General features: G+C 74.8%; 10 protein-coding genes. 8 read left to right on the top strand and 2 right to left on the bottom strand.

Features of this window, described 5'->3' with window-relative positions:
- Window positions 1–83 precede the first annotated feature (83 nt).
- From ACWCQS_RS23915 to ACWCQS_RS23885, 7 genes are all read left to right on the top strand, one after another.
- Window positions 84–938, top strand: coding sequence for a DUF4132 domain-containing protein (locus ACWCQS_RS23915; protein WP_451006322.1), 855 nt, complete (start codon window positions 84–86; stop codon window positions 936–938).
- The gene (locus tag ACWCQS_RS23910) at window positions 935–5,941 is read left to right on the top strand and encodes a hypothetical protein (RefSeq protein ID WP_451006321.1); all 5,007 of its coding nucleotides are present in this window, start codon (window positions 935–937) and stop codon (window positions 5,939–5,941) included. Before ACWCQS_RS23915 ends, ACWCQS_RS23910 begins: the two co-directional genes overlap by 4 nt.
- Window positions 5,942–6,208: 267 nt before the next feature.
- On the top strand, window positions 6,209–7,378 hold the full coding sequence (locus ACWCQS_RS23905; RefSeq protein ID WP_451006320.1) for an AAA family ATPase: 1,170 nt from the start codon (window positions 6,209–6,211) through the stop codon (window positions 7,376–7,378).
- Between the two features lie 179 nt (window positions 7,379–7,557).
- Entirely contained in the window at window positions 7,558–11,163 is a 3,606-nt protein-coding gene (locus tag ACWCQS_RS23900) for a vWA domain-containing protein (RefSeq protein ID WP_451006457.1), read from the top strand.
- Between the two features lie 20 nt (window positions 11,164–11,183).
- On the top strand, window positions 11,184–13,145 hold the full coding sequence (locus ACWCQS_RS23895) for a hypothetical protein (RefSeq protein ID WP_451006319.1): 1,962 nt from the start codon (window positions 11,184–11,186) through the stop codon (window positions 13,143–13,145).
- A 225-nt stretch (window positions 13,146–13,370) separates the two neighbouring features.
- Window positions 13,371–14,162, top strand: a complete 792-nt coding sequence (locus ACWCQS_RS23890) for a LuxR C-terminal-related transcriptional regulator (RefSeq protein WP_451006318.1) — start codon at window positions 13,371–13,373, stop codon at window positions 14,160–14,162.
- A gap of 271 nt (window positions 14,163–14,433) precedes the next feature.
- Window positions 14,434–16,089: a hypothetical protein gene (locus ACWCQS_RS23885; protein ID WP_451006317.1), complete on the top strand. Its 1,656-nt coding sequence runs from the start codon at window positions 14,434–14,436 to the stop codon at window positions 16,087–16,089.
- On the opposite strand, the gene ACWCQS_RS23880 is transcribed toward ACWCQS_RS23885, so the two are convergent.
- Window positions 16,082–18,508: an NB-ARC domain-containing protein gene (locus ACWCQS_RS23880; protein WP_451006316.1), complete on the bottom strand. Its 2,427-nt coding sequence runs from the start codon at window positions 18,506–18,508 to the stop codon at window positions 16,082–16,084. The two genes, ACWCQS_RS23885 and ACWCQS_RS23880, sit on opposite strands and share 8 nt — an antisense overlap.
- Window positions 18,509–18,904: 396 nt before the next feature.
- On the opposite strand from ACWCQS_RS23880, the gene ACWCQS_RS23875 reads away from it, so the two are divergent.
- Window positions 18,905–20,089 (top strand): type III polyketide synthase, encoded by a 1,185-nt coding sequence (locus tag ACWCQS_RS23875; protein WP_451006315.1) that lies wholly within the window; start codon window positions 18,905–18,907, stop codon window positions 20,087–20,089.
- Window positions 20,090–20,290: 201 nt separating this feature from the next.
- Here the strand turns inward: ACWCQS_RS23875 and ACWCQS_RS23870 are convergent, their stop codons facing one another.
- Window positions 20,291–22,453 carry a SpoIIE family protein phosphatase gene (locus ACWCQS_RS23870; protein ID WP_451006314.1) on the bottom strand — a complete coding sequence of 721 codons (2,163 nt, stop codon included), beginning with the start codon at window positions 22,451–22,453 and terminating at the stop codon, window positions 20,291–20,293.
- Window positions 22,454–22,523 lie beyond the last annotated feature (70 nt).

Below are 22,523 nucleotides of genomic sequence, written 5' to 3'. Positions count from 1 at the left end.
ACGCCCTCCGCCCCCGGAGGGCGTTGTCAGTGGCCTGCCCTACAGTTCCCGACACTTGATCAACACGGGTGCGGGAGGCACGTATGGGGTGGGTGTCGGCAGGTGACTACGAAGTCGCCCTCGACGGCGGCAAGGTGGTGTGCCGCAACGCGTCCGGGCGGCGGCTGAAGTCGGTGCCGCCGAAGATCGCCGACGATCCCGCGGTCGTGGGCCTCAGGCAGCTCGTCGAGTGGCTGGAGCGGCACGAACGCCAGTGCCTGGCCACCGCCGAGCGGTGGATGGTCCGCTCGCTGCCGGTGCCGCTCGCCGTCGTCACGCGCGTGTGGCCCGACCCGGCCTGGCAGGCAGCGCTGCGCGACCTCGTGGTCACCGGTGCGGACGGGCAGGTCGCCGGCTTCCTGCGGGACGCGGATCCCGAGCGCGGCCTGGGCCTGGTCGACCTCGACGGCGACACCGTCCGCATCGCCCCCGACCTCGTCCGCATCCCGCACCCGGTCCTCCTCGAAGACCTGGAGGAGCTGCGGGAGTTCGCCGTCGAGCTGGGCGTCGAGCAGGGCGCACAGCAGCTCTTCCGGGAGGTCTGGCACCGCCCGTCCGTGCTCGACGCCGAGGGGACCCAGGTGGAGGAGTACGCCGGCGGCTCCTTCAAGGAGCTGCGCTTCCTGCACGGCCGGGCCGCCCAGCTCGGTTACCGGGTGCGCGGCGGGTACGCCGTCTGCCCCGTCCTGGAGGGCGGCCGGGGCGTCGAGGCCCGGGTGTGGGTCGGCGACTACGACGGCTACCTGGAGACCGAGACCGGCCCGCTGGTCTGGTCCGACCCCACGGGGCGGGTGCTGAAGCTCCGTCAGATCGGGCCCGTGGCCTGGTCGGAGGGCATGCGCATGGCGGCCGCGCTGTACGCGGGACGCGACATCGAGGACGAGGAGCGGGCGGCATGACGTACGACGAGACCACGGTGGCCGCGCTGCTGGACGCCGGCGCCGTGCTGCCCCTGGGCAGCACGGCGCGCGAGGACGCCGACAGCCTCACCGTGCGCACGTACACGCACCCCGCCCTCGACGGCCGGCAGGTGGCCCGGCTGGTGCCGGGCACGCTGGGCGAGGCGGAGGATCTGGCGCTGGAGTTCCTGGGCCTCGCCCGTGCGCCCGAGGCGCCCGAGGTGGGGCAGGTGCGCCGGGAGACGCTGGGCTTCCCGGCCTGGGCACTGGTCAACGACCCGGCCAACGGGCATCACGCGCTCGCCCTGGTGAAGGAGGTCGAGCGGCTGGCGAGGCAGGCCAAGTCCCGTCCGGGCGCCGCCAAGGAGGGTTTCGAGGCGCTCGGCGAGCGGCTGGGCCGGGCCGTGCCGCACTTCCTGCCCACGTTCTACGAACAGGCCGCGCGGTTCTTCCTGGAGCACGAGAACACCACGTACGCCGCAGCGTTCTTCGGCAAGGCCCGCGAGGCCGAGCGGGTGCACGCGCTCGCGGTGGACGAGGAGCGCCAGCGCGCGGTCTTCCTGGAGTTCGCCTTCGCCGGCGCGCTGACCGTCAAGGCCCTCAAGGAGCATGTGCGGGACCTGGCCGGGCGGCTCGAACCGGCCGCCGCCTGGGCGCAGTTCCGGCAGCTGCTCGTGGAGCGCTGTGCGGCCGGCATGCCGCCGTACGCCTCGCTGCCCCAGGACGCGCGGGGGCTGATCAAGGCGGCGGGCCTGCCCCGGGTCACCGAGGAGTGTGCTCTGGTTGCCGACCTGATCGCCTCGCCGGCCGCGGTCCGCGCGCCGTGCTCCTTCTGGACCGCCTACCGCTCCGTGCTGCCGGCTCTCGCCGAGGAACGGCCGGAGATCCGGCTCCGGTTGCTGGAGATCATGCCCGAAGGGCTGGGCCGGGACGCCGAGGACGAGGAGTTCTGGCTGACCCTGCTCGCGGAGACCGGGGCCGACCGGCTGCTGACGGACGAGTCGGCGGCGGCGCGGCACGGCGCCGATCCGGCGGACTGGCTGACCCGCTGGGCGTCCTTCCGCAAGCACGGCGGCTCGTACTCCCGTCGCTGCCCGGCCACGCTCGGGCTGGTCGAGCGCATGGCTCCGCTGCTGCGGGCCTCCGGCCGACCGGTGGACCTGTGCACCGGACGCTGGCACGCGGGCGCCGATCTCGATCTGCTGGACCTGTGCGCGGCCGAGCGCGTCCCGCTGACGCTGCCGGGCGCCGACGTCCCCGTGTATCTGCCGCTGCCCGAGTGGCTGCTGGACACACGTGCCGGCCGGCGTGATCTGGCGGCCGTCGCGGCCGACGCCCGGCTGCGGCGCCTGCTGCACCAGGCCGTGGACAGGGTCGGCGGTCATCAGCGCAGCGAGCAGATGCTGAAGTCGATCGCCGCCCATCCGGTCCTCTCCGAGGTGCTGCGGGAGTGGCTGGACGAGGCCGTCGGCGATTTCACGCGCGCGGCGGGCCTCCCGGGCGCCCGTGCGGCGCTGGACCGGTTGCGTCCGTTCCGGGTGATCGCGGCCGAGGTCGCGCCGGACGCGGTGGCCCGCGTGGCCGGCCGCGAGGTGGCGCCGCTGCTCGGCCGCACCCTGCGGGCGGGCATCCTCGACGAGCTGGGCTGGCCCGCCCTGGACGAGGCACTGACGCTGCTCGACGGCCAGAGCAGGAAGGGTGAGGAGAACACGCTGGCCGTGCACGAGGCCTGGCCCTCGCTGATCCTCTGTCGCGGGCGCAAGGCGGTCGTCGTCGGCCCGGAGCGGATCCTGCTCGACCACGACCTGCGCCTGCCCCATGACCTGGACCGCTGGCAGCGCCCCCGCTTCCGGTACGTGGACGGGGAACTGCTCGTGATGTGGCGGCACGGCAGCAAGCAGTACGGCTACTGGTCGGCGCGGCCCGCCGACGTGTTCGAGCTCGGCGGCGAACAGCTGCCCTCCTGGTGGTCCGGCCAAGAGGCCGTCGTGCCGTCGATCCCGCTGGCCGGCGGCGGACGCGCCACCGGAGGCCGCACCCTGCACGCGGGGGACACGGGCCTGCCGCCGAGCCGCGCGATCATCGGCGACGGCACCACCCTGTGGCGCCAGGGCCGGCAGGGCAGGCAGACCGTGTGGCTGGAGTACGACCCGGTCACCGGCACGCACGGCCGCGCGTCACTGCCCGCGCTGCTGCGCTCGGCCGTCCGCGAGGACGCCGAGCTGCTGCCCGGTGTGTGCGAGGTGCTGCCGCTGCAACCGGGCCTGGAGCACAGCCCGTTCGGCACCGACGGCACGGTGCTGGGGCGGTGGGTGCGCAAGGAGGGCGAGGGCGCCGAGGAGCGCCGTACGGCCGGGACGCCGGACGGTCGGACCGTGACGGTCACGGTGGGCCACGAGGACCGGGGGCGCGTTCCCTTCGGTGCGCTGCGACTGCCCGGCCGAGCGGAGCCGGTCATCGCGCAACTGGGCGGTCACCGCGCGCAGTTGGGGGGCACGATCGGCCTGTACGCTGGCGACGACACCTCGCACACCGGCCTGCTCGGCCGGATGACGCCGAACGACCGCGGCGGTGAGTACGCCGCCGGCACCCGGCTCGTCCCCCCGCTGCCCTTCTGGCACGCGCTGCGGCCGCGCGACGAAATCGGCTCGGCGGTGCTGCGCGCCCTGACCGACGAGCGGGCGGCGGAGCTGCTGCGGCTCACGGCCGAGGCGCTGAAGCTCCGTCAGGATGCGCTGAAGCAGGCGGGCTCCGACGAGACGGCCGAGGCGGCCGTGCCGACCGCGGACGCGGTCACTCTGAAGGCCGTCGGGCATGTTCTTCCGGACCTGACGGACGCAGGACTGCGCGTCGGAGTCGCCTCGCTGGTCAGGTCGGCGCTGCGGATCGCCGACTCGGCCACCACCTTCGCGACTTCCCCGAAGGAGAGGCCGGTGCAGCCGCGCAACCGGGCCGAGGACATGTTCGCCGACTACAGCCCCGTGCACGGCGACGACCGCACCCTGTACCACGCCCTGACCGGAGTCGTCGGGCTGCGCGGCTGGTGGTACGGCGAGCGGTGGACCGTGCTTCGCCAGGTGCGCGCGGTGAACCACGTGCTGTCCGGCAAGCCCGCCGACGGCAAGCCGCTGCCCGGGCTGGCGCGCATCGGCGCCCTCACCGACGGCTGGACCAGCGAGGAGCACACGGTCCCGGCGATCGGCATGGTGTGGCCGCCCGTGCTCAGCGCCCTGCGGGCGCTGCTGTACCGGGCCGCCTCGCCCGCCCTGGCCGACGCCCAGCGGGAGGCGCTGCTGTCGCTGGCCGAGGCCATCGCCGAGGGACCGCTCGTCGCGGCCGGCGGCACGCTGCGGGAGGTCGTGCTGAGCGAACCGCAGGAGGAGCAGCAGCAGCGCACCGGGCAGGTGCTGCGCCGGGCCGGGCGCACGGTGGTGATCCTCGGCTCCCAGGGTGTCGACGTCCGGCGGGAGCGGGTCAAGTGGCTGGCACTGGACCACGATCCGGCCGGGGTGTTCGGCGCGGTCGCGCACTTCACGCTGGAGGAGGAGACCTGGTACGCCCCGACGATCTCCGCCGAGGACCTGGCCGCCGTCATCCGCCTCGTCCGCGACAAGGGCGCCGCGCCGTGGCAGCCCGCGGCGCCCGAGGCGCTTCGGGCGGCGACCGGCGGCGCGCTGGGCCCGCTGCAGTCCACGGTGCTGCTCGCCGGGCTGCCGCAGCAGCCGGAACCCGAGCACCTCGCAACCATCGGGCTGAAGCCGAAGCAGCGGGAGTTCGGCGCCGCGCTGCTGCAGGGACTGGGCATGGACCGGCGGTCGGCGCTGATGGGCGCGCTGCTGCCGGAAGATCCCGCCGCCCTGTGGACGACGGGACCGGACATCGAAGCCGCGGGACGCGCGTGGACCGAGCAGTTCGGCTCGCTGGTCCGCTTGCCGGAGGACCTCGGCGCCGAGCTGGCCGGCATGGGCGCCGGAGGCGCGGGAGACGTGCTCAACCCGTCCCTCACACCGTGGCTGAGCCGCACCACGGTCCTGCGTCCGGACAAGGACGGCAACCTCGTCCCGGAGGACCCCCAGGCGATGCCGAACAGCTACGCCGTGACGGGTGCCGTCGGCGCGCTGTCCGCACTGGCGTACGTACTGCCGTACGGCCATCCGCTGCGTGCCGCCCTGCCGGAGGGCCTCGCCGCGGTGCGCCGCCGGATGTCCGACCCGGAGCTGATGCTCGGTCTGGACGTGGAGTTCACGGAGAAGGGCGGCTCCACTGCCGTGGAGCTGCGCAAGGTGTACGGACTCCCCGCGACCGGCGGCGGGGATGCGCACGGCACGACCCGGATCGGCGAGGCGCTCGCCCTGCGCCCCTCATACCGCGACACCGAGACCGTCCTGGTCCGGCCGGCCGGGCTGACCGGGCCGGACGACGCGGTGTTCGGGCTGCTGGAGGGTCTGGTGGGCGCGCAGCGCGGCCACGGCCTGCGCGCGCTTCGCACACTTCTCGGCGAGGAGCTGGGCCGCGCGGTCGCGGCCGGCACCGAGGGCGCCACGGGGTACGCCCAGGACCCGACGGTCAGCGTACCCGCGCTCGTCACCGAGGTGGCCGCCGAGCACGGGCTGGGCGAGGACGCGGCCGCGCTCTACCTCCAGTTGCTGGCCCTGCCCGATCCGACGGACCGCAACTGCGCCCGCTGGACCGGCTGGAAGCCCGCCCGCCTGAAGAAGGCCCGCGCCGAGCTGGCCGCGACGGATCTGGTGGTGGAGGCCAAGCGGCCGCGCGCCGGGCGGACCTTGTTCCTTCCGTGCGGCTGGCGCGACCTGAAGTCGCCCGCGCTGCCGGTGGAGACCTGGAAGGAGGGCCTGTACGCGATTCCGGGGCACCAGCGCGCAATCCCGCCGGTCCCGGTGCCGGAACTGTTCACACGCGCCTGGGCCCGTGTCCGCGCGGGCGACGCGCCGGCGTACGAGGAGCTGACGACGCGCGCGAACGGACGGGGTCGACGCCGATGAGGTCCATCGTGCCGGGGCCGCGGGGCGGGGGTCCATCGGGCCGGGGTCCGCCGGGCCGGACTGCGCCACGTCGGTGTCCGCCCGCCCCCGTTCCCGGGCCGCCGGCCCGCTTTCCCCAGCCGCCGGCCCGCTTTCCCCAGCCGCCGGCCCGCTTTCCCCAGCCGCCGGTCCCCTTTTCCCGGTCGCCGCCTGCCAGGCTCTCGCCGCGCCGTCCGGCCGCGTGCTCTTTCCGCTCTCCTCCCACAGCACCTCGAAGGAATCCCGCCGATGACCACCGCACTCGCGCCCGACGCGACCCGCCAGATCGTCCCGCCCGAGGACCGGTACGCCGTCGAACTGGCCTTCCTCGCCGCCCATGACTCCGGTCCCCGGCCGCCCGCCTGGCGGCTCACGCCCCGGGCCGTCGTCACCTTCGTCATGGGCAGCGGCGGCCGGGCGCTGCGGCTCCCCGACGACGCTGAGGCGCCGGAGGGCGTGCCGCGCCGGCTGGAGATCGCCGGCAAGTTCGTCGGCGACCGCGCACTGGTCGAACGGTGTGTCGTCACGCTGGCCGGTGAGCGGGGCCTGCTGCTCGTCGGTGAGCCCGGCACCGCCAAGTCCATGCTGTCGGAGCTGCTGTCGGCCGCGGTGTGCGGCACCAGCGGGCTGGTCGTGCAGGGAACGGCCGGTACGACCGAGGACCAGCTCAAGTACGGCTGGAACTACGCCCTGTTGCTCGCCCAGGGGCCCAGTCGGCAGGCGCTCGTTCCGTCGCCGGTGCTCACCGCGATGAACCGGGGTGCGATCGCCCGCGTCGAGGAGGTCACCCGCTGTCTGCCGGAAGTGCAGGACTCCCTGGTGTCATTGCTCTCGGAGCGGCGCATCGCCATACCCGAACTGGCGGGCGGCGAAGACGCGTTGGCGCACGCGGCGCCGGGTTTCAACCTCATCGCCACGGCCAACCTGCGGGACAAGGGCGTCTCGGAGATGTCGGCCGCGCTCAAGCGCCGTTTCAACTTCGAGACCGTCGGCCCCATTTCGGACCTCGACGTCGAGACGGCACTGGTGCGCGGCCAGGCCCGGGCGTCGGTGGAACGGGCGGGTGCGCCCTTCCAGGTGGACGACGCCGTCCTGGAGGCCCTGGTCACCGTCTTCCGTGATCTGCGGGAGGGGCGGTCGGCTGAGGGCTGGGAGGTGGAACGGCCGTCCACGGTGATGAGTACCGCTGAGGCCGTGTCCGTGGCGGGCGCGCTGGGGCTGGCCGCGGCGTACTTCCCGGGCGACCGGGACGTGCTCGGGCTGCTGCCCGGCCATCTCCTCGGTGTCGTACGCAAGGACGATCCGGCGGACGCGGCGCGGCTGCGCGGCTACTGGGACGGCCCGGTCCGGCGCCGGGCCGAACAGGGTTCGGCCACCTGGCGCACGCTCTGGGACCTGCGTACGGTCCTGGAGGGCTGACGGCCGTGTCCCCCGTCTCTTCCCGCGACGCGTCGACCGTGACCGACCCTGCTCCCGCCACGGGCTCCGCGGCTGCCACCGACCTCGCCACGGGCTTCGCGGCCCACGGCGATCCCGACGCCCGCTGTGCGCCTTTCGCCGATCCCGAGGCCGCCGTAACCGCGCTGACCGACCCGGCGGTGCCCTACCTCATCGGGGTACGGCACCACTCGCCCTCCCTCGCCGCGGCCGTGCCGGCGCTGCTGGACGCGGCCCGCCCGGAGGTTCTGCTGGTCGAGCTCCCCGCCGAGATGCAGGACTGGCTGCCCTGGCTCGCCCACGAGGAGACCAGGGCTCCGGTCGCCCTCGCCGCCGCGCCCGGGAACGGCGCCGGGGGCCCGGCGTTCTATCCCTTCGCCGATTTCTCGCCGGAACTGGCGGCCGTGCGCTGGGCGGCGCGCAACGGGGTGCCGGTGATCGCGTGCGATCTGCCGCTGGCAGACCGGGCGTGGGCGAGAGCGCCCGAGCCGGAGCGGGTGCCGGAAACGCGGGAGTCGGACGCGGAGGCAGGGGCGACGGCAGCGCCCCAGGCCCAGGTCCCAGCCCCAGCACCGGCACCGGCACCGGCACCGGCACCGAAGACTTCCGCTGCGGCCAGGATCACCTCGGGCCTGCGTTCGCGGCTCACCGGCCGTCCCGGTGACGACCTGTGGGACCGTCTCGTCGAGGCCGCCGCTCCCGGTTGTGCGCCGGAGGCGGTACGACGGGCCGCGCTGTTGACGGGGTGGGCGCTGCGGCAGGAGGCGTCGGCCTCGGGCGGGGTGCCGGAGCTGGATCTGCGACGCGAGCGGTGGATGCGCTCGTGTCTCGCCGCGGCCACGGCGAACGGCCAGCGCGCCGCCGTGCTCGTCGGCGCCTTCCACGCCCCGGCGCTCCTGGCCCCGACCGCCGGCGGAGACGCCGTCGCGGCGGCGCCGACTCCCCCTGCCGAGAAGGCACAGGACCCTGCCACCGCTTGGACGACCTCTCTCATTCCCTACAACTACGCCCTGCTCGACGAACGTTCGGGCTATCCGGCCGGCATCCGTGACCCGGAGTGGCAGCACCTGGTGCTGGACGCGGCCGGTGACCCCGTCGCGCTGGAGGACGCGCTGACGCGGGCCGCCGTGCGGGTGTGCGCCGAGTTGCGGACGCTGGGCCACCCGTCGGGGCCCGCCGACGCCCGGGAGATCGCACGGCTGGCCGGTGATCTCGCCCGGCTGCGGGGGCTGCCCGCGGCGGGCCGGGGCGAGCTGGTCGAGGCGGTGCAGACGGTGCTTGCGCAGGGCGAGCCGTACGGGCGGGGGCGGGCCGTGGCCCGGGCGATGGAGAGGGTGCTCGTCGGGACGCGCACCGGCCGCCCGGCCCCGGACGCGCCGCGCTGCGGACTGGCACCGGCGGTCGAGGCGGAACTCGCCGAGCTGGGGCTGCCCGGCCCGGCGGACTCGGGTCAGCGGGCCGCGCGGGACCTGCGCCTGGACCCGCTCCGCTCGGAGCTGGACCGCCGCCGTGAACTCCTGCTGCGCCGCCTGGCGGTGTGCGCGGTGCCGTACGGCGAGCCGAGGGCGGTAGCCGGCGCGGGCGGCGCCGACGCGCTCACCTCGCGCTGGGAGGTGCGCTGGACACCGGCCACCGCGGCCATGCTGACCGCGGCCGGCATGCGCGGGGTCACAGCGGCGCAGGCCGCCGAGGGTGTGCTGCGCGAAGACCGACGCGTCGAGCGGGACGAGGGCGGACCCACGGCGGCGCAGACCCTGCGGGGGCTGGAACTGGCGGCGGAGTGCGGCCTGCCGGAGCTCACGGACGAGCGACTGGCCGACACCGCCGAGGTGCTGCCGGCCTCTGGCACCCTGCCCGAACTCCTGGCGGGTCTCGCCCTGTTGGACCGGCTGCGCGCCGGGCACATCGCCGGCCTCGCCGCCCGCAGCGGCGACGAGGAACGTACGGCGCGGGCGGCGGCCGCCGCCGACGTGCTGACCGCCGCGGCGGTGCGCCAGGTCGAGGGCCTCACCGGCTCCGAGGACCCGGCCGACGCACACGCCCTGCTGGAACTCGCCCACCGCGCCGACGCGCTGGGCGGGATACGGCTCGCCGACGCGCTCGCCCGGCTGGCGGCGGACGGTTCCCCGCTGATGCGGGGCGCCGCCGGAGCCGTACGCGTGCTGCTGGGGCAGGAGGAGGCACAGGCGTTCGGCGACCGGGTCGCCTCCTGGGTGGACGGTGCCTGCGATGCCGGATCCCGGGCGGCGCTCACCGCCCGCCTAGCCGGTCTGCTGAGCGCGGCCGGTCCGCTGCTGGAGTCGGCGGCGCCCGCGCTGGAACCGCTGCTGCACCGGATGGTCGAGCTGTCCGACCGGGACTTCCTCGACCGGCTGCCGGCGCTGCGCGGCGGCTTCGACACGCTCAGCCCGGCCGGCCGCGACCGACTGCTGGCCACCGTCGAGCAGCGTCTGGACGGAGAGCGCCCGGACGACACCGGCGGTGTCGATCCCGCGACCCTCGCGGTGTGGACCCGCGCCGACCTCGCGGCCCGCCAGAGCCTGGCCGACCTGGGACTCCTGCCACCGCACCGGCCCACCGAGGCGAGCGCTGCGACGGACACCGAGGATCCCGCGAGGTCCGACGCCCTCGGCGCCGCCGACGACGACCACCGGCTCGCTCCGGCCGACCGATGGCGTCTGGTGCTGGGCCGCAGGAGCAGCCGACTGTCCGGCCCGGCGCAGCGCCTGGCGACCGCTCTGGACGAGTTGTACGGCAGTGGTCATGGCGAGGGCAGCCGCGGAGGTCTCCCGGGCCGGGGCGGCGCCGGGTCCGGTGGCGGGCGCGGGGCGCCGTATCCCGGGGTGCGGGAGTGGTCCGAGGAACTGGCGGCGCTGTTCGGCCCGGGCATCCGGGAGGAGGTGCTGGCAGCGGCTGCGGCGGCCGGCCGACAGGACGTGTTCGCGGAGCTGGATCCGGACAGCGTACGGCCCTCCATCGACCTGCTGCGCTCGGTGCTGCGGCACGCCGGCGGCCTCCCGGAGGCCCGGCTGGCCGCGCTGCGTCCGCTGGTCCGGCGCCTGGTGGACGCCCTGACCCGGCAGTTGGCGACCCGGTTGCGCCCCGCGCTGCACGGCACCGCGCTGCCCCGACCCGGCCGGCGCCCCGGCGCAGGCCTCGATCTGCCCCGCACCCTGCGGGCGAACCTGGCCACGGCCCGCCGGATGCGCGACGGCACGGTGCGGGTCGTTCCCGAGCGGCCCGTCTTCCGCAGTCGAGCCCGGCGTTCGGCCGACTGGCGGCTGATCCTGGTCACCGACGTGTCGGGGTCCATGGAGGCATCCACGATCTGGGCGGCGCTCACCGCCTCGGTGCTGGCCGGGGTGCCCACCGTGTCCACGCACTTCCTGGCCTTCTCCACCGAGGTGATCGATCTGACCGACCACGTCGAGGACCCGCTCTCCCTTCTCCTGGAGGTCAGGGTCGGCGGCGGCACCCATATCGCCGCCGGGCTGCGGCACGCACGCGAACTGGTCACCGTGCCCTCACGCACGCTCGTCGTGGTCGTCAGCGACTTCGAGGAGGGCCACCCCGTCGGCGGGCTGCTCGCCGAGGTCCGCGCCCTGGTCGGCGCCGGCTGCCATGTGCTGGGCTGCGCGAGCCTCGACGACGCGGGCCTGCCCCGCTACTCCACCGGGGTGGCGGGGCAGCTGGTGGCGGCGGGCATGCCCGTGGCCGCTCTCAGTCCGCTCGAACTCGCCCGCTGGGTAGGGGAGAAGGTCGCATGAGCCAAGGCATGAGGCAGGGCATGAGCGCGGATCTCCCTCCGGTCGCCCCGTCCGTGACCGCCGAACTCGTCGCGGCGCTGTCGCCCCGGCTGCGCAAGCGCCTCGACGCGGGCATCGCCAAGCTGGCGGACCGGCCCACCGTTCGCGACGGCGACACGGTGCGCATCGCCCTCAACGACGACACCCACCTCGAACTGCACGCCCCGGACGGCACGGTGACCGGCGCGGACGGCATCCGCTGCGGCTGTCTGCTGGCCCCGGACTGCCTCCACCGCGCGGCAGCCGCGTCGGCAGCCCCGATCGCGGACGACACCGACGCCGAAGTGCACGGGCCCAGTTCGGGGGATCCGGCGACCTGGGCGAAGGACACGGTGGAACCGGAGACGGCCGGTGCCGGGCAGGGGGCGCCGGGGCCGCCATCGGCCCCCACCGCACAGGCAGCAGGCACACGGCCGGAAGCGGCTGCCGCCGCCCATGCATCGGGCACTCGACCGGAAGCGGCCCCCACCGCCCAGGAAAGAGGCAGTCGGCCGGAATCGACCCTCACCGCCCAGGGACCAGGCGTCGCGAAGACAGCGATCGCGACACAGGCGGCAGGCACCGCACAGCAGGGGGGCGAGTCCGAGTCGGCCGACGCCGCGCAGCGCTCCGCCGCGCTCGTACTCCGCGCCGCAGCGGCCGCCGTACTCGAAGCCGGGGCGGACGGGGCGGGCGCGGTGCTCCAGGCGGAGCTGCTGCGGGCCGCGCACGCGGCGCGGCTCGCGGGCCTGCACCGGGCCGCCGCCTCGGCCGTCTCCGTGGTCGCCGCGCTGCGCGCGGCCCGCGCGGCCGATCCGGCGTACCGCCTTGCGGACCTGGTCGGCGGCCTGCGTGACGTCCTTTCCGTGGCTCACCGCATCCCGCACGCCACCGGCGCCGAACTGACGGCGCTGCGCGGCACCGCACGGCAGCCGTACCGCCCGGACGGCTCGCTGCGGCTGTACGGCCTGTTCTCCGAGCCGGTGCTCACCGCGAGCGGCTATGCCGGCGCCGTCACCTGGACCGCGGACGCCCAGGGGCGGCTGTACCAGGTGTCCGATGTCGCTCCGGGCGGTGCCGGGCGTGCGGTGGGCGCGGCCGATCGGGCGGTCCGACTCGGTGACACGGCCCTGACCCACCGGGAGCTGTCCCGTGCGGGCCTCGCGGTGTCGGGGGCCACGGTCTCCCCCACCGGCCGGCTCGGAGCGGGCGCCGGAGTGCGTGCGGTGGGGGCGTCCGGCGCCGGCTGGCGCGAGGAGCCGCTGGACAGGCTCTGGAAGGTCCCCGTGGCCGAGCAACTCGCTCAAGCCCTGAACGGCGGCCATGACCTGCTGTTCCTGGAGGTCACTCTGCTCGGTACGGCGGTGGAGGCGGCGGGCGACTGTCTGCTCGCCGGTTGCGAGGGCGTCGTACTGCGGCTGACCGCCGCCCACGACCACCCCGCGCTTGCGCATCGGGACAACCTGCGTCTGCTGGCCGCCGCCCGGGGCGCCCGGCTCCGGGTCGTCGCCCGGCTCACCCCGGCCCCGCACCCCCGGGCCCAGCTCCTCGCCACCGAGCATCCGGCGCGGTCCGGTACTCGGATCGACATGGGTCTGGACCGGCTGCAGCGCGCGGACCTGCCCACCGCGCCCGCGTCCCCGGTGCAGGCGGCGCCCAGCGCCGAGGAGGCTCCGGTCCATCTGCTGCGCCGCCGCGTCCAGCAGGCGGTCTCGGGCGGTCGGCGGGTGCTGTCCTTCCCCGGCGACACAGCCGCCGACGTCCGGCGGCTGAACCGGTCCGGGCTGGCCACGGCAGGTGGTCTGCTGGAGGAGCTCCAGGCGGCGGCAGCGGAGCGCTCCCGCGATGTGTTCGGCCGGCTGCTTCCCGCGGACCCGGACCGCTTCGCCCGCGCCTGGCTGGGGGCGGCCCGCTACACCGAGGAGGTGGACCGCGCGCTCTGCGTCGCGGCCTGGTCGGGATAGCACGAGTGGGCCCCGGTCGGAGTGAGGGGTCCCGGAGTGAGGGGGCGAAGGGATACGGCACCGGACGGGCCGCCGTTCCCCCGTGCCGGCGGCCCGTCGGACGTCCGTCCGCTCAGGCCGGTGCCGCCGGGTTGCAGTGTGCGACAGTCGAGGGCCGTAGGGGTATGCGTACAAGTACGTACGCGACGGGCAGGACGCGCCGCCGAGGCGACCGGAGAGGAACAGGTGGGGCTGGAGAAGGCCTACGAACGCATGACGGCGGTGGCCGTGGCGGCGCTGCACGAACGGGAGCCCGCGCGCCTGTGGCCGTTGCTCGCCGGTGCCCTGGCGGACCTGTGCGGCGGCGAGGCGGTCATCCACAAGCTCGACGACTGGAGCGAGCACGGGGGCACGATCGGGGCGGCACCCGGCGCTGCCGCCGCCGAGCTGGAGCGGCTCGGGGAAGCGGACCTGGCGCTGCTCCGCGCGGGCTATCCCTTCGCCCGCCACTACGCGAACAGGACCGACCGGATGCCCGTCACCGCCCGCCGGACGGCGGGGCGGCGCTGGCCGGACAGTCCCATGGCGCATCTGCTCGGCGAGGCGCTCGACGTCGACCATGTGCTCGGCGTGCCACTGCCCGGGAGCACCACCCCGGTCACCGGCTGCCTGGTCTACCGCGCCGGTACGGACTTCACCGACGACCATCTCGTCATGGCCGAGCGCGCACAGCCGCTGCTGGCGGCCGTGGAGCGGCAGCGGAAGCTGCTGGAGGACTGGCGGCGCGGACTCGGACCGGGCGGAGCGCCGGACGAACGGGCGGCGGACTGCGCGCTGACCCCGCGCGAGACGACCGTCCTGCTGCTGCTCACCGACGCGCTCACCGCCGACGCCATCGGCCGACGCCTCGGCATCTCCGTCCGCACGGTGCACAAGCACATCGAGAACATCTACCGCAAGCTGGGCACCCGCGACCGTCTGGGCACCGTGCTGCGCGCCCAGCGACTCGGTCTGGTACCGGCACCCGGCCCACCCTGAGCCTGGGCTCGGCCTGCGTGATTCGTTACCGTGGAGCGGTCCACCGGAGCCGAGCTTTCCTGAAGGGTTGTCAGCCAATTTGTCACGTGATAGGCGACCGTACCGGGAGCCGGGAGCCGGGAGCCGGGAGCCGGGAGCCGGGAGCCGGGAGCCGGGAGCCGGGAGCCGGGAGCCGGGAGCCGGGAGCCGGGAGCCGGCTGAGGGCTTTCTGCGCGTACCGGTAGGCCCCGATGCCCACCGCTGGCGCACCTTCCCCGACGAGCGGACGCTCGTGGTCGCCGCGCGTACCGTCACCTCCACCGTGCGCGTGCTGGAGGTGCTGCCCGGGCTTCTGCGTGACGACCCACGGGTGAGCGTCGTCTTCGCCCACGACCCCACCTCCGCCTTCGCCGACGGGGTGCGGGAACTCCTCCGGGACTCCGGATGCCGGGTCATGCCCTGGGACCAGCTGGCGCACATCAGCCCCGATCTCATCCTCACGGCCAGCGAGAACGTGGAGATACCGGAGGGCGACTGCCCGGTCCTGGTGCTGCCGCACGGCGTGGGCTTCCAGAAGCGGGTCCCGGACGCACGTGGGGCGCACGACCGGCTGTCCGGCCTCGTCCCCGACGCGCTCCTGGAGTCCGGCCGGGCCTGGCTCGCCGTATCGCACCCGGATCAGGAACGACAGCTGCTCGCCGCCCACCCGAAGACCGCCGGCCGCACCCTGCTGCTCGGCGACCCCTGCTACGACGAGCTGCTCGCCGCCCGGGCCCGCAGGGACGCGTACCGGCAGGCCCTCGGTGTCGATGAGGGCCGGCGGCTCGTCGTGATCAGCTCCACCTGGGGGCCGACCTCCCTGCTCGGCCGGCATCCCGATCTGCCGCTCCGCCTGCTGGGCGCGCTGCCGTACGACGCCTACCGGGTCGCGGCCGTCGTCCACCCCAATGTCTGGTCGGCACACGGGACCTGGCAGATCCGCGCGCTCCAGGCGTCGGCGCTCGACGCGGGCCTCCTGCTGATGCCACCCGTGCACGCCTGGCGGGCGGCGCTCGTCGCGGCGGACGTCGTGATCGGCGACCACGGTTCGGTGACCCTGTACGGTGCCGCCCTCGGCCACCCGCTGCTGCTCGCCGCGTTCGGCGCCGACGCGGTGCCGGAGACGGCGGCGCACGATCTGGCCGCCGCGGCCCCGCGCCTGGATCCCGGCGGCGATCTGGCGGCTCGGATCGAGGACGTCGTACGCGACCACACGAGCGAGCGGTACACCTCTGTGGCACGGCGGGCCTTCGCCGGCTCGGGCCGGGCGGCGGCGCGGCTCCGCGCGGCCGTCTACGAACTGCTGGATCTTCCGGAGCCCACCTCGGCACCCCCGCCGGACCTGTTGCTGCCCGTGCCGGAACGGGCCGCCGAACCCGTCACCTCCTGGCTGGTCGTCACCGAAGCGGGCGAGGAGCCGGCCGGTCCGGTCGTGTCGGTGCGCCGGTATCCGGCCGAGGCGCGCGCGTACGCACACGGCGGACCCGAGGCCGAGGAGGACGGCCCCGGCGCAGCGCCGTACCGCTGGGCGCATCTCGCCTGCTCAGACGCGGAACGCGACCGCCGGCTGCTGGAGAGCGCCTCGGTGATCGAGCGGGCCGACCGCGCCGGATCGATCGCCGAGGCGCTGCGCTGGATCCATGACACCCTGGCGTGGCTGCCCGGCAGTCTGCTGGCCGCCTGCGCGGTGCGGGGCGGTGGCCATCTGGTGGGGCTGCGCGACGGCCGGGTGGTCGAGGCGGCGGTGACCGGGCCGACGGCGGCGCCCGGACTCGTGGCGGCGATCGTCTACGCCCGGCTGCGGCAAGGGCTACCGCCGGGCGAGGCGCTGCTGACCCTGCGGATCGCCGGGGTGCGGGACGAGGACGTCGTACTCCGCCCGCGCCCCGCGTCTCCGCGTCTCAGCTGAGGTCCCTCAGCCGGCGGCGGACGTCGTCCGCGCGCCGGTTGCCGTTCGTCTCGTGGATCTCGAGGGCGCGGTTCAGCCACGCGCGCACCCGGTCCCGGTGGCGGCCCGTCCGCTGCGCGAGGTCGGCGAGTTCCTCCCGTGCGTCGGCCTCGTAGCTGTACGCGTGCCGCGCCTTCAGGGTGTCGGCCGCCGTTTCCAGCGCGTGGAAGGCTGCGTCGAACTCGGCGCGGTGGGCCTGGGCCCGGCCGAGGGCGAGGAGGGCCCGGGCCGCCATCCGCTCGTCGGGTTCGGGGAGGTTCAGCAGGTCCGCGCGTGCCTGGCCGAGCAGGGTCAGGGCCTGCTCGTGCTCTCCCTGGGCGTCCAGGGCCGAGCCCAGGAAGAGCAGGGCCAGGGCCTCGCCGCGCCGGTCCTGGGCGCGGCGGTTGAGGTCGAGGCAGTAGCGGTACGTCGCCACGGCCCGGGCGGGGTCGGAGACTTCGAGGTGGCGGCCGTGGAACTCCTGGACGGAGGCGCGCAGCAGCAGTCGGTCGGTGGACTCGGCGAGGGCGACGGCGCGCTCCAGTTCGGTGCGGGCGCGGTCGTGCTCGCCGAGGTCCGTGAGCGGGCGCGAGAGCAGGCTGCGCAGCCGGGACTCGCCGGCGTGCGCCTCGGCCGCGACGTCGGCGGGGGTGGCCGGGTCGGTGGCGAGCGCGGCAGCGGCCTCGCTGCCCAGAATCAGGGACTCCTTCCACGCGCCGAGGTGGCGGTGGTGCAGGAACAGCACGGTGAACGCCTCGGCCAGCGGCCAGGCCAGGGCGTACAGGCGGTGGCGTGCGGCCGCGCGCAGGGCGGCGAGGATCGCGGGGCACTCGGCGTCGAGCCAGGTCAGCGGGGCGGGGCCGCCGGGTGCGGAGAAGGGGTCCGTGGCCCGTTCCAGCAGCTCGGTCAGCTCGGCGACGCGCAGCCGGTCCGCGCGCAGTGCCCGGTCGGCGAGGGCCGCGAGGACGAGGTAGTGCCTGGTCACCCGCTCGATGAGGGCCCTCTCCTCGGCGGGCCGCTCCTCCGCCACGGCACGCTCGCGGGCGTAGAGGCGGACGAGGTCGTGGACGCGGTAGCGGCCGTCGCGGTCGATCTCCAGCAGGCTCGCGGCGGCCAGTTCCCGGAGCAGCCGTCTGGCCGTGCGGCGGTCGACGCCCGCGGCGGCGGCCGCGACCGACTCGTCGAAGAGTCCCGTGGGCAGCCAGCCCAGCAGCCGGAACATGCGGGCCGGTCCGGGCGGCAGCAGCCGGTAGGAGGGGCCGAGGACGGCCGACAGCGAGTAGTCGCCGCCGGGCAGGGAGATGCCCTCCAGCCGTTCGGCCTCGTCCGCCAGCTCCTGGGCCAGGTACGTCAGGCTGGGGGCGTCGCCGGTGGTCAGCCGGGTCGCCACGATGCGCAGCGCCACCGGCAGTCCGCCGCACAGCTCCACGAGACGTCCGGCCGCACCGGGTTCGGCCGCGACCACGTCCTCTCCGCACTGGTCGCTCAGCAGCTTCAGGCCGCCGGGTGCGTCGAGGGGTTTCAGTTTGATGAGTTCGGCGCCGTCCTGCGCGACGAGTTCGCCGAGTTTGCTGCGGCTGGTGACCATGACGGTGCTGCCGGGACCGGTGGGGATCAGCGCTCGTACCTGGGCGGCCACGGTGACGTTGTCGATGAGGACGAGCATGCGCCGGTCGCGGGAGTGGGTTTCGTACTGCCGCCTCAGCTCCTCGAACCGCCCCGAGACATGGGCGTCGCTGCCCAGCAGCGCCCGCAGGATCGAGGCGAGGGCCTGTGAGGTCGCGGCGGACCCCATGGCCGCGCCCACGGCGGACTCGTCGCGCAGGGCGGCGTAGTCGACGTAGAAGAGGCCGTCCGGGAAGTCCTCGCGCCGGGTGTCCGCCCAGCGGCAGGCGAGCGCCGTCTTGCCCACCCCGGGCAGCCCGGCGAGGACCGCGAGCCTCACCCTGTCGGGCTCGCCGCACAGGCTGTTCATCCGGTCGAGTTCGACGATCCGGTTGCTGAACGTGCCGGTCAGGGCGGGGAGATGGTCGGGCTGGACGCCGGGCGCCGGTGCGGCCGGCCGGATGTCGAAGGCGATGTCGTACGACGTTCCCGGCAGTACCTCGGCCAGCAGCCGGCGCAGTTCCTCCGCCGCCTCGGGGTCGTCCTGGAGGATGCGCAGCAGGCGCCGCTCCCAGTCGGCGGCGAGCCGGTTCGCCGCGTCCTCCTCGCCGCCGCCCTGCCTGGCCGCCGCCAATTCCTCGCGGGCCGCGTCCAGTTCGCCGTCCTCCCCGCGCCGGGAGAGCCAGCGGGTGAACCGCCGGCCGCCGTGCTTCATCTTCAGCCAGGCGTCCGTGACCATGAGCCCGACCAGAGCCGTGGCCCCCTGGGCGGCGAGCGTCCCCAACTCGGCTTCCACCAAGCCCCCTTACGTCGTCCAGCGGCACCGGGACAGGCTGACCCCACGGTAGAAGGATCTTCGCCGGATTCCCAGTCGGCACCACCGGAGCCGACACCGTTCCGGGGGCGAGAGCGCGAGCGATTCCCGGCTGTCGCGCGGCTGACGACAAGTCAGGCAGAGTCGACACATCCCCCTGAGGGCCCCACTTCCGCAGTGTGTGCCGTGTCACGCATTCCAAGTGCCGCCTAAGTTGTCTGCATCACAGCGGAAATGTCCATTTAGCGTCCATGCTCGAAACAGACACCGACTGCGAAGTCGGGCGTATCGGCAACTTCTTGGGCGCGAAGTTACAAAGTGACCCACGCCACAGCACTCGTGACATTCCCCCCTGTTCCCTCGGAAAGGTGCCCCACTATGTCCGCTTACGTCTGTCCTCCTGCCGTGATCCATGGCGAGCACGCCGTGAAGACCAGCGAGATCGTGGCGGAGGTGCGCGACCGGCATCCGCATGCGCCGTGGGCGCCGCGGATCGACGGCATCGCGGCCAGCACGGGCATCGAGACCCGCGGGTGGATGCTGCCGCTGGAGACCGCCGTCGCACCCGGCAACGGCGGTGGCCTGCGGGCTGTCGGCATCGGTTCGGCCGAAGAGGCGCTGGCGCGCGACGGGTTCAGCCAGCAGGACGTGGACCGCGCGATCGCCGCACTCGATGCGATACCTGGGCCGCAGACGGTCCAGGAGCGCACCGCGCCGGCCTGGCAGGCCGTGCAGTCCTACGGGGAGCGTGCGGCGCGCGGGGCCCTGCAGATCGCCGGGCTGGACGTCGCGGACGTCGACTGCCTGATCACCAGCCACTCCACCACCCCGGCGCTGCCTGGTCTGGACATCGCCCTGGCCAACAAGCTTCCGCTCCGCAACGACGTGATGCTGCTGCCGGCCACGCAGTGGGCCTGTATCGCGGGGACCCGCTCCCTGGCGCTGGCGGCGGACCTCGTGGCCGCGGACCCCGACCGGGTGGTCCTGGTCGTGATCGCGGAGGCGCTGAGCACGACCTACCAGCCCGCGGACGACACGCTCGAGTCCCTGATCGTCCGATTGCTGTTCGCGGACACCGCGGTCGCCGCGGTGGTCACGGGCCGCCCGAGGCCCGAGTCGGTGCTGCGACTGGACTCCGCCTGGCACCACACCCTCCCCGGCACCCAAGACCTGCACCGCCTGGAGACGAGGGCGGACGGCACCCACTTCGTGATGGACCGGCGCGGGCCGCGCGCCGTGCAGGAGACGGTCACCGCGATGTGGGAGTGGCTGCGCGTCCGCTACGAGGACGACCCCGACGCCTGGCACCCCGACGTGCTGCTGGCGCACCCCGGCGGGACCCGGGTGCTGGAGTACATGGAGCAGACGATGCCCGACGCGTGGCCGTCGGGGCTGCTGGACTACAGCCGGGACAGCTACACCACCGGCAACCGCGGAGGCGCCGCCGTGTTCGACATCATGCGGCGGGCGCACGACGCCGGACAGAAGTCGGGCAACCGCGCCGTCATGTACGCGGCGGCACCTGGCCTCACCGCCACCGCCCTGGAAGGGCAGTGGCTGTAGTGCGAGCCCGCGCCACCCGGACCAGCGAACGGGCCCTCGGCATCACCGGTCACGCCACCGGTACCACCGAGGGCACCGTCCGGACCGTCGGTGGCGCCGGGTGACGCGTACGGCGCCCGTACCCTCGCCGCGCTCCCCTACGGCGGCCGCGCCCGGGCCGCGCCCCCGTACATCGGCCCGCTCCCCCGCCCCGCGGCCGCGTCACCTCGCGACTTCCGCCCAGACCACCTTGCCGGCGTCCGTCCACCGCACCCCCCACCGGGTGGTGAGCCCGTGCACGATGCGCAGGCCACGACCGCCGTCGTCGAGGAGGCCGCCCCGCCTCAGACGGGGCCTGCCGTTGCCGGTGTCGCCCACCTCGCAGAGCAAGCCGTGACCGGCCCTGATCAGCCGTACCGTGATGGGACCGGTGGCGAAGCGCACCGCGTTCGTGACCAGCTCGCTGACCAGCAGCGACACCTGGTCCCGGGTGTCGTCCCTGGTGCGCCATTGCCGCAGCAGCGCGCAGACCTGCGCGCGGGCACGGGCGGGCGCGTCGTCGCGGGCGGGCAGCCGCCAGGTCGCGGTGTCCTCCTTGCGGTAGCCGATCATGCGCGCGAGCAGCAGGGTCACATCGTCGCGCTGGCGCGCCGGTGCCAGCGTGGAGACGACATGCCGTGCGGCCTGCTGCAGGGCGTCCCAGGGGTGCACCGTGGACACGGCGTCCGCCAGCCTGCCGATGCCCTCGTCGATCGACAGGGCCGGATCCTCCACCAGGCCGTCGGTGTAGAGGGCCAGCAGAGAACCCGGGGGCGCACGGAACGTGTGCACGTCGAACGGCTCGCGCAGCGCGAACTCGGCGCCCAGGCCGGGGTGAGGGCGGACCGCGAGCGGGCTCGCGTGCCCGTCCGGGGAGACCAGGACCGGGGGGAGATGGCCGGCGCTGGCGAGCGCCACATGGTGGCTGACCGGGTCGTAGAGGGCGACGCAGCAGGTCGACCCGAGGGCGCTGTAGCCGGCCGCCAGCCCGGACTCCGCGTCGTCCAGCAGTGTCACGGTCTTGTCCAGATGCTCCAGCACCTCGTCGGGCCCGAGCCCCGCGGACAGCAGCGCGCGGGCCTCCATGCTCAGCTGGCCCATGGTCGCCGCGGCTCCCAGGCCGTGCCCGACGACGTCACCGACCACCAGCGCCGTACGGCCGTCCGGCAGCGGAAAGCTGTTCACCCAGTCGCCGCCGACGCCCGCGCTGTCGGGCGTGGCGGGCTGGTAGATGCTGGCGATCTCGATGGTGTCGCCGCCGGTCCGGGGCAGCAGCCGACGCTGCAACGCCAGCACCTGCGTGTGCTCGCGCTGGTGCTGACGGGCCAGGTCGACGTGGTGGGCGGTCCTCGCCACCAGTTCCTGCAGGTCGAACAGCTCGCTGTCGCGGAAGGGGCAGTCCGCCCGCCGCCATACCTCCGCCACGCCCAGCACGACGGGCGGCGCGCCGTCCAGGACCAGCGGTATGCACGCCACACCCGCCGACCGGTCGCTGGGCACCAGGGCACGCATCAACCGGGCACTGCCGAGCACGCGCTCGACCGCCTCCCGGTCGGGTATGACGATGGCCTGCGGGGCGTCGTCCCGCCGTACCGCCTGCGCCAGGAGGCGACTCGCATCGCTGGGAAGATCGTCGCCCGGAGTCACATAGCCCTCGGGCCACGCCCGGTCCGGCACCAGGGCCGCCCGCCGCAGCCGGATGCGCCCGGGCGCCTGCCCGGTGACTCCCTCGCCCGTCCACACGGCGAAGTCGAGGTCGACGGCAGCCACGTCTCCCCAGGCCAGCAGGGACTGCGCCAGTGACTGCGCGGTCTCGCCGATGTCCAGCGAGGTGCCGATCGCGGTCTCGGCGGCGTACAGGTGCAGCCTCCTGGCCATGGCGATCAGGGAGACGGTCAGCCCCTCCTGAGGCACGGCGGCGGGCAGGATGCTCATCGAGACCACCAGCTCCGACCCGTCGGCGCGCCGCAAGCGCTGGATCCGGGCGACGTGCGCCTCACCGGTCTCCAGGACCTGCCGCAACCGCCGGGTGACGGTCGGTACGTCGCCGGGGGGCAGGAGCTCGACGAAGGGACTCCCGGCCACGGCGTCCAGACCCGCGAATACGGGGGCGTCCAGATTGCAGCGAGTGATTCTCAGATCCGTGTCCAGGTTGACCACGCCGAGAATCTGCTCCTGACCATTGCCTGCCGGGTTGTCGGGTACGCGACGGCGGACGGTGCGGTCGCCCTGCGCGTCGTCAGGACCGGCGCCCGCTGTCGCTCCACCGCGCGGGATGTAGCGCCCCAGGGCACTGCTGACCAGGTCGAACGGCGACGATGACGAGGGGGAGGGTGTGGAGTCCATGCGGCTCTCTCAGCAATCCCCGGCGCAGCGCCGAGGCCGTACTCGGACCCGTGCGACGGGGCCCCGAGAT

The sequence above is a fragment of the Streptomyces sp. NPDC002076 genome (genome assembly GCF_053593835.1).
This window is presented reverse-complemented; position numbering and strand designations above follow the sequence as displayed.

Bases quoted from the DNA above. Each gene is read 5' to 3' on its own strand.
- ACWCQS_RS23910 (WP_451006321.1), top strand. From the start codon at position 935: ATGACGTACGACGAGACCACGGTGGCCGCGCTGCTGGACGCCGGCGCC.
- ACWCQS_RS23875 (WP_451006315.1), top strand. From the start codon at position 18,905: ATGTCCGCTTACGTCTGTCCTCCTGCCGTGATCCATGGCGAGCACGCC.
- ACWCQS_RS23895 (WP_451006319.1), top strand. From the start codon at position 11,184: ATGAGCGCGGATCTCCCTCCGGTCGCCCCGTCCGTGACCGCCGAACTC.
- ACWCQS_RS23905 (WP_451006320.1), top strand. From the start codon at position 6,209: ATGACCACCGCACTCGCGCCCGACGCGACCCGCCAGATCGTCCCGCCC.
- ACWCQS_RS23915 (WP_451006322.1), top strand. From the start codon at position 84: ATGGGGTGGGTGTCGGCAGGTGACTACGAAGTCGCCCTCGACGGCGGC.
- ACWCQS_RS23870 (WP_451006314.1), bottom strand. From the start codon at position 22,453: ATGGACTCCACACCCTCCCCCTCGTCATCGTCGCCGTTCGACCTGGTC.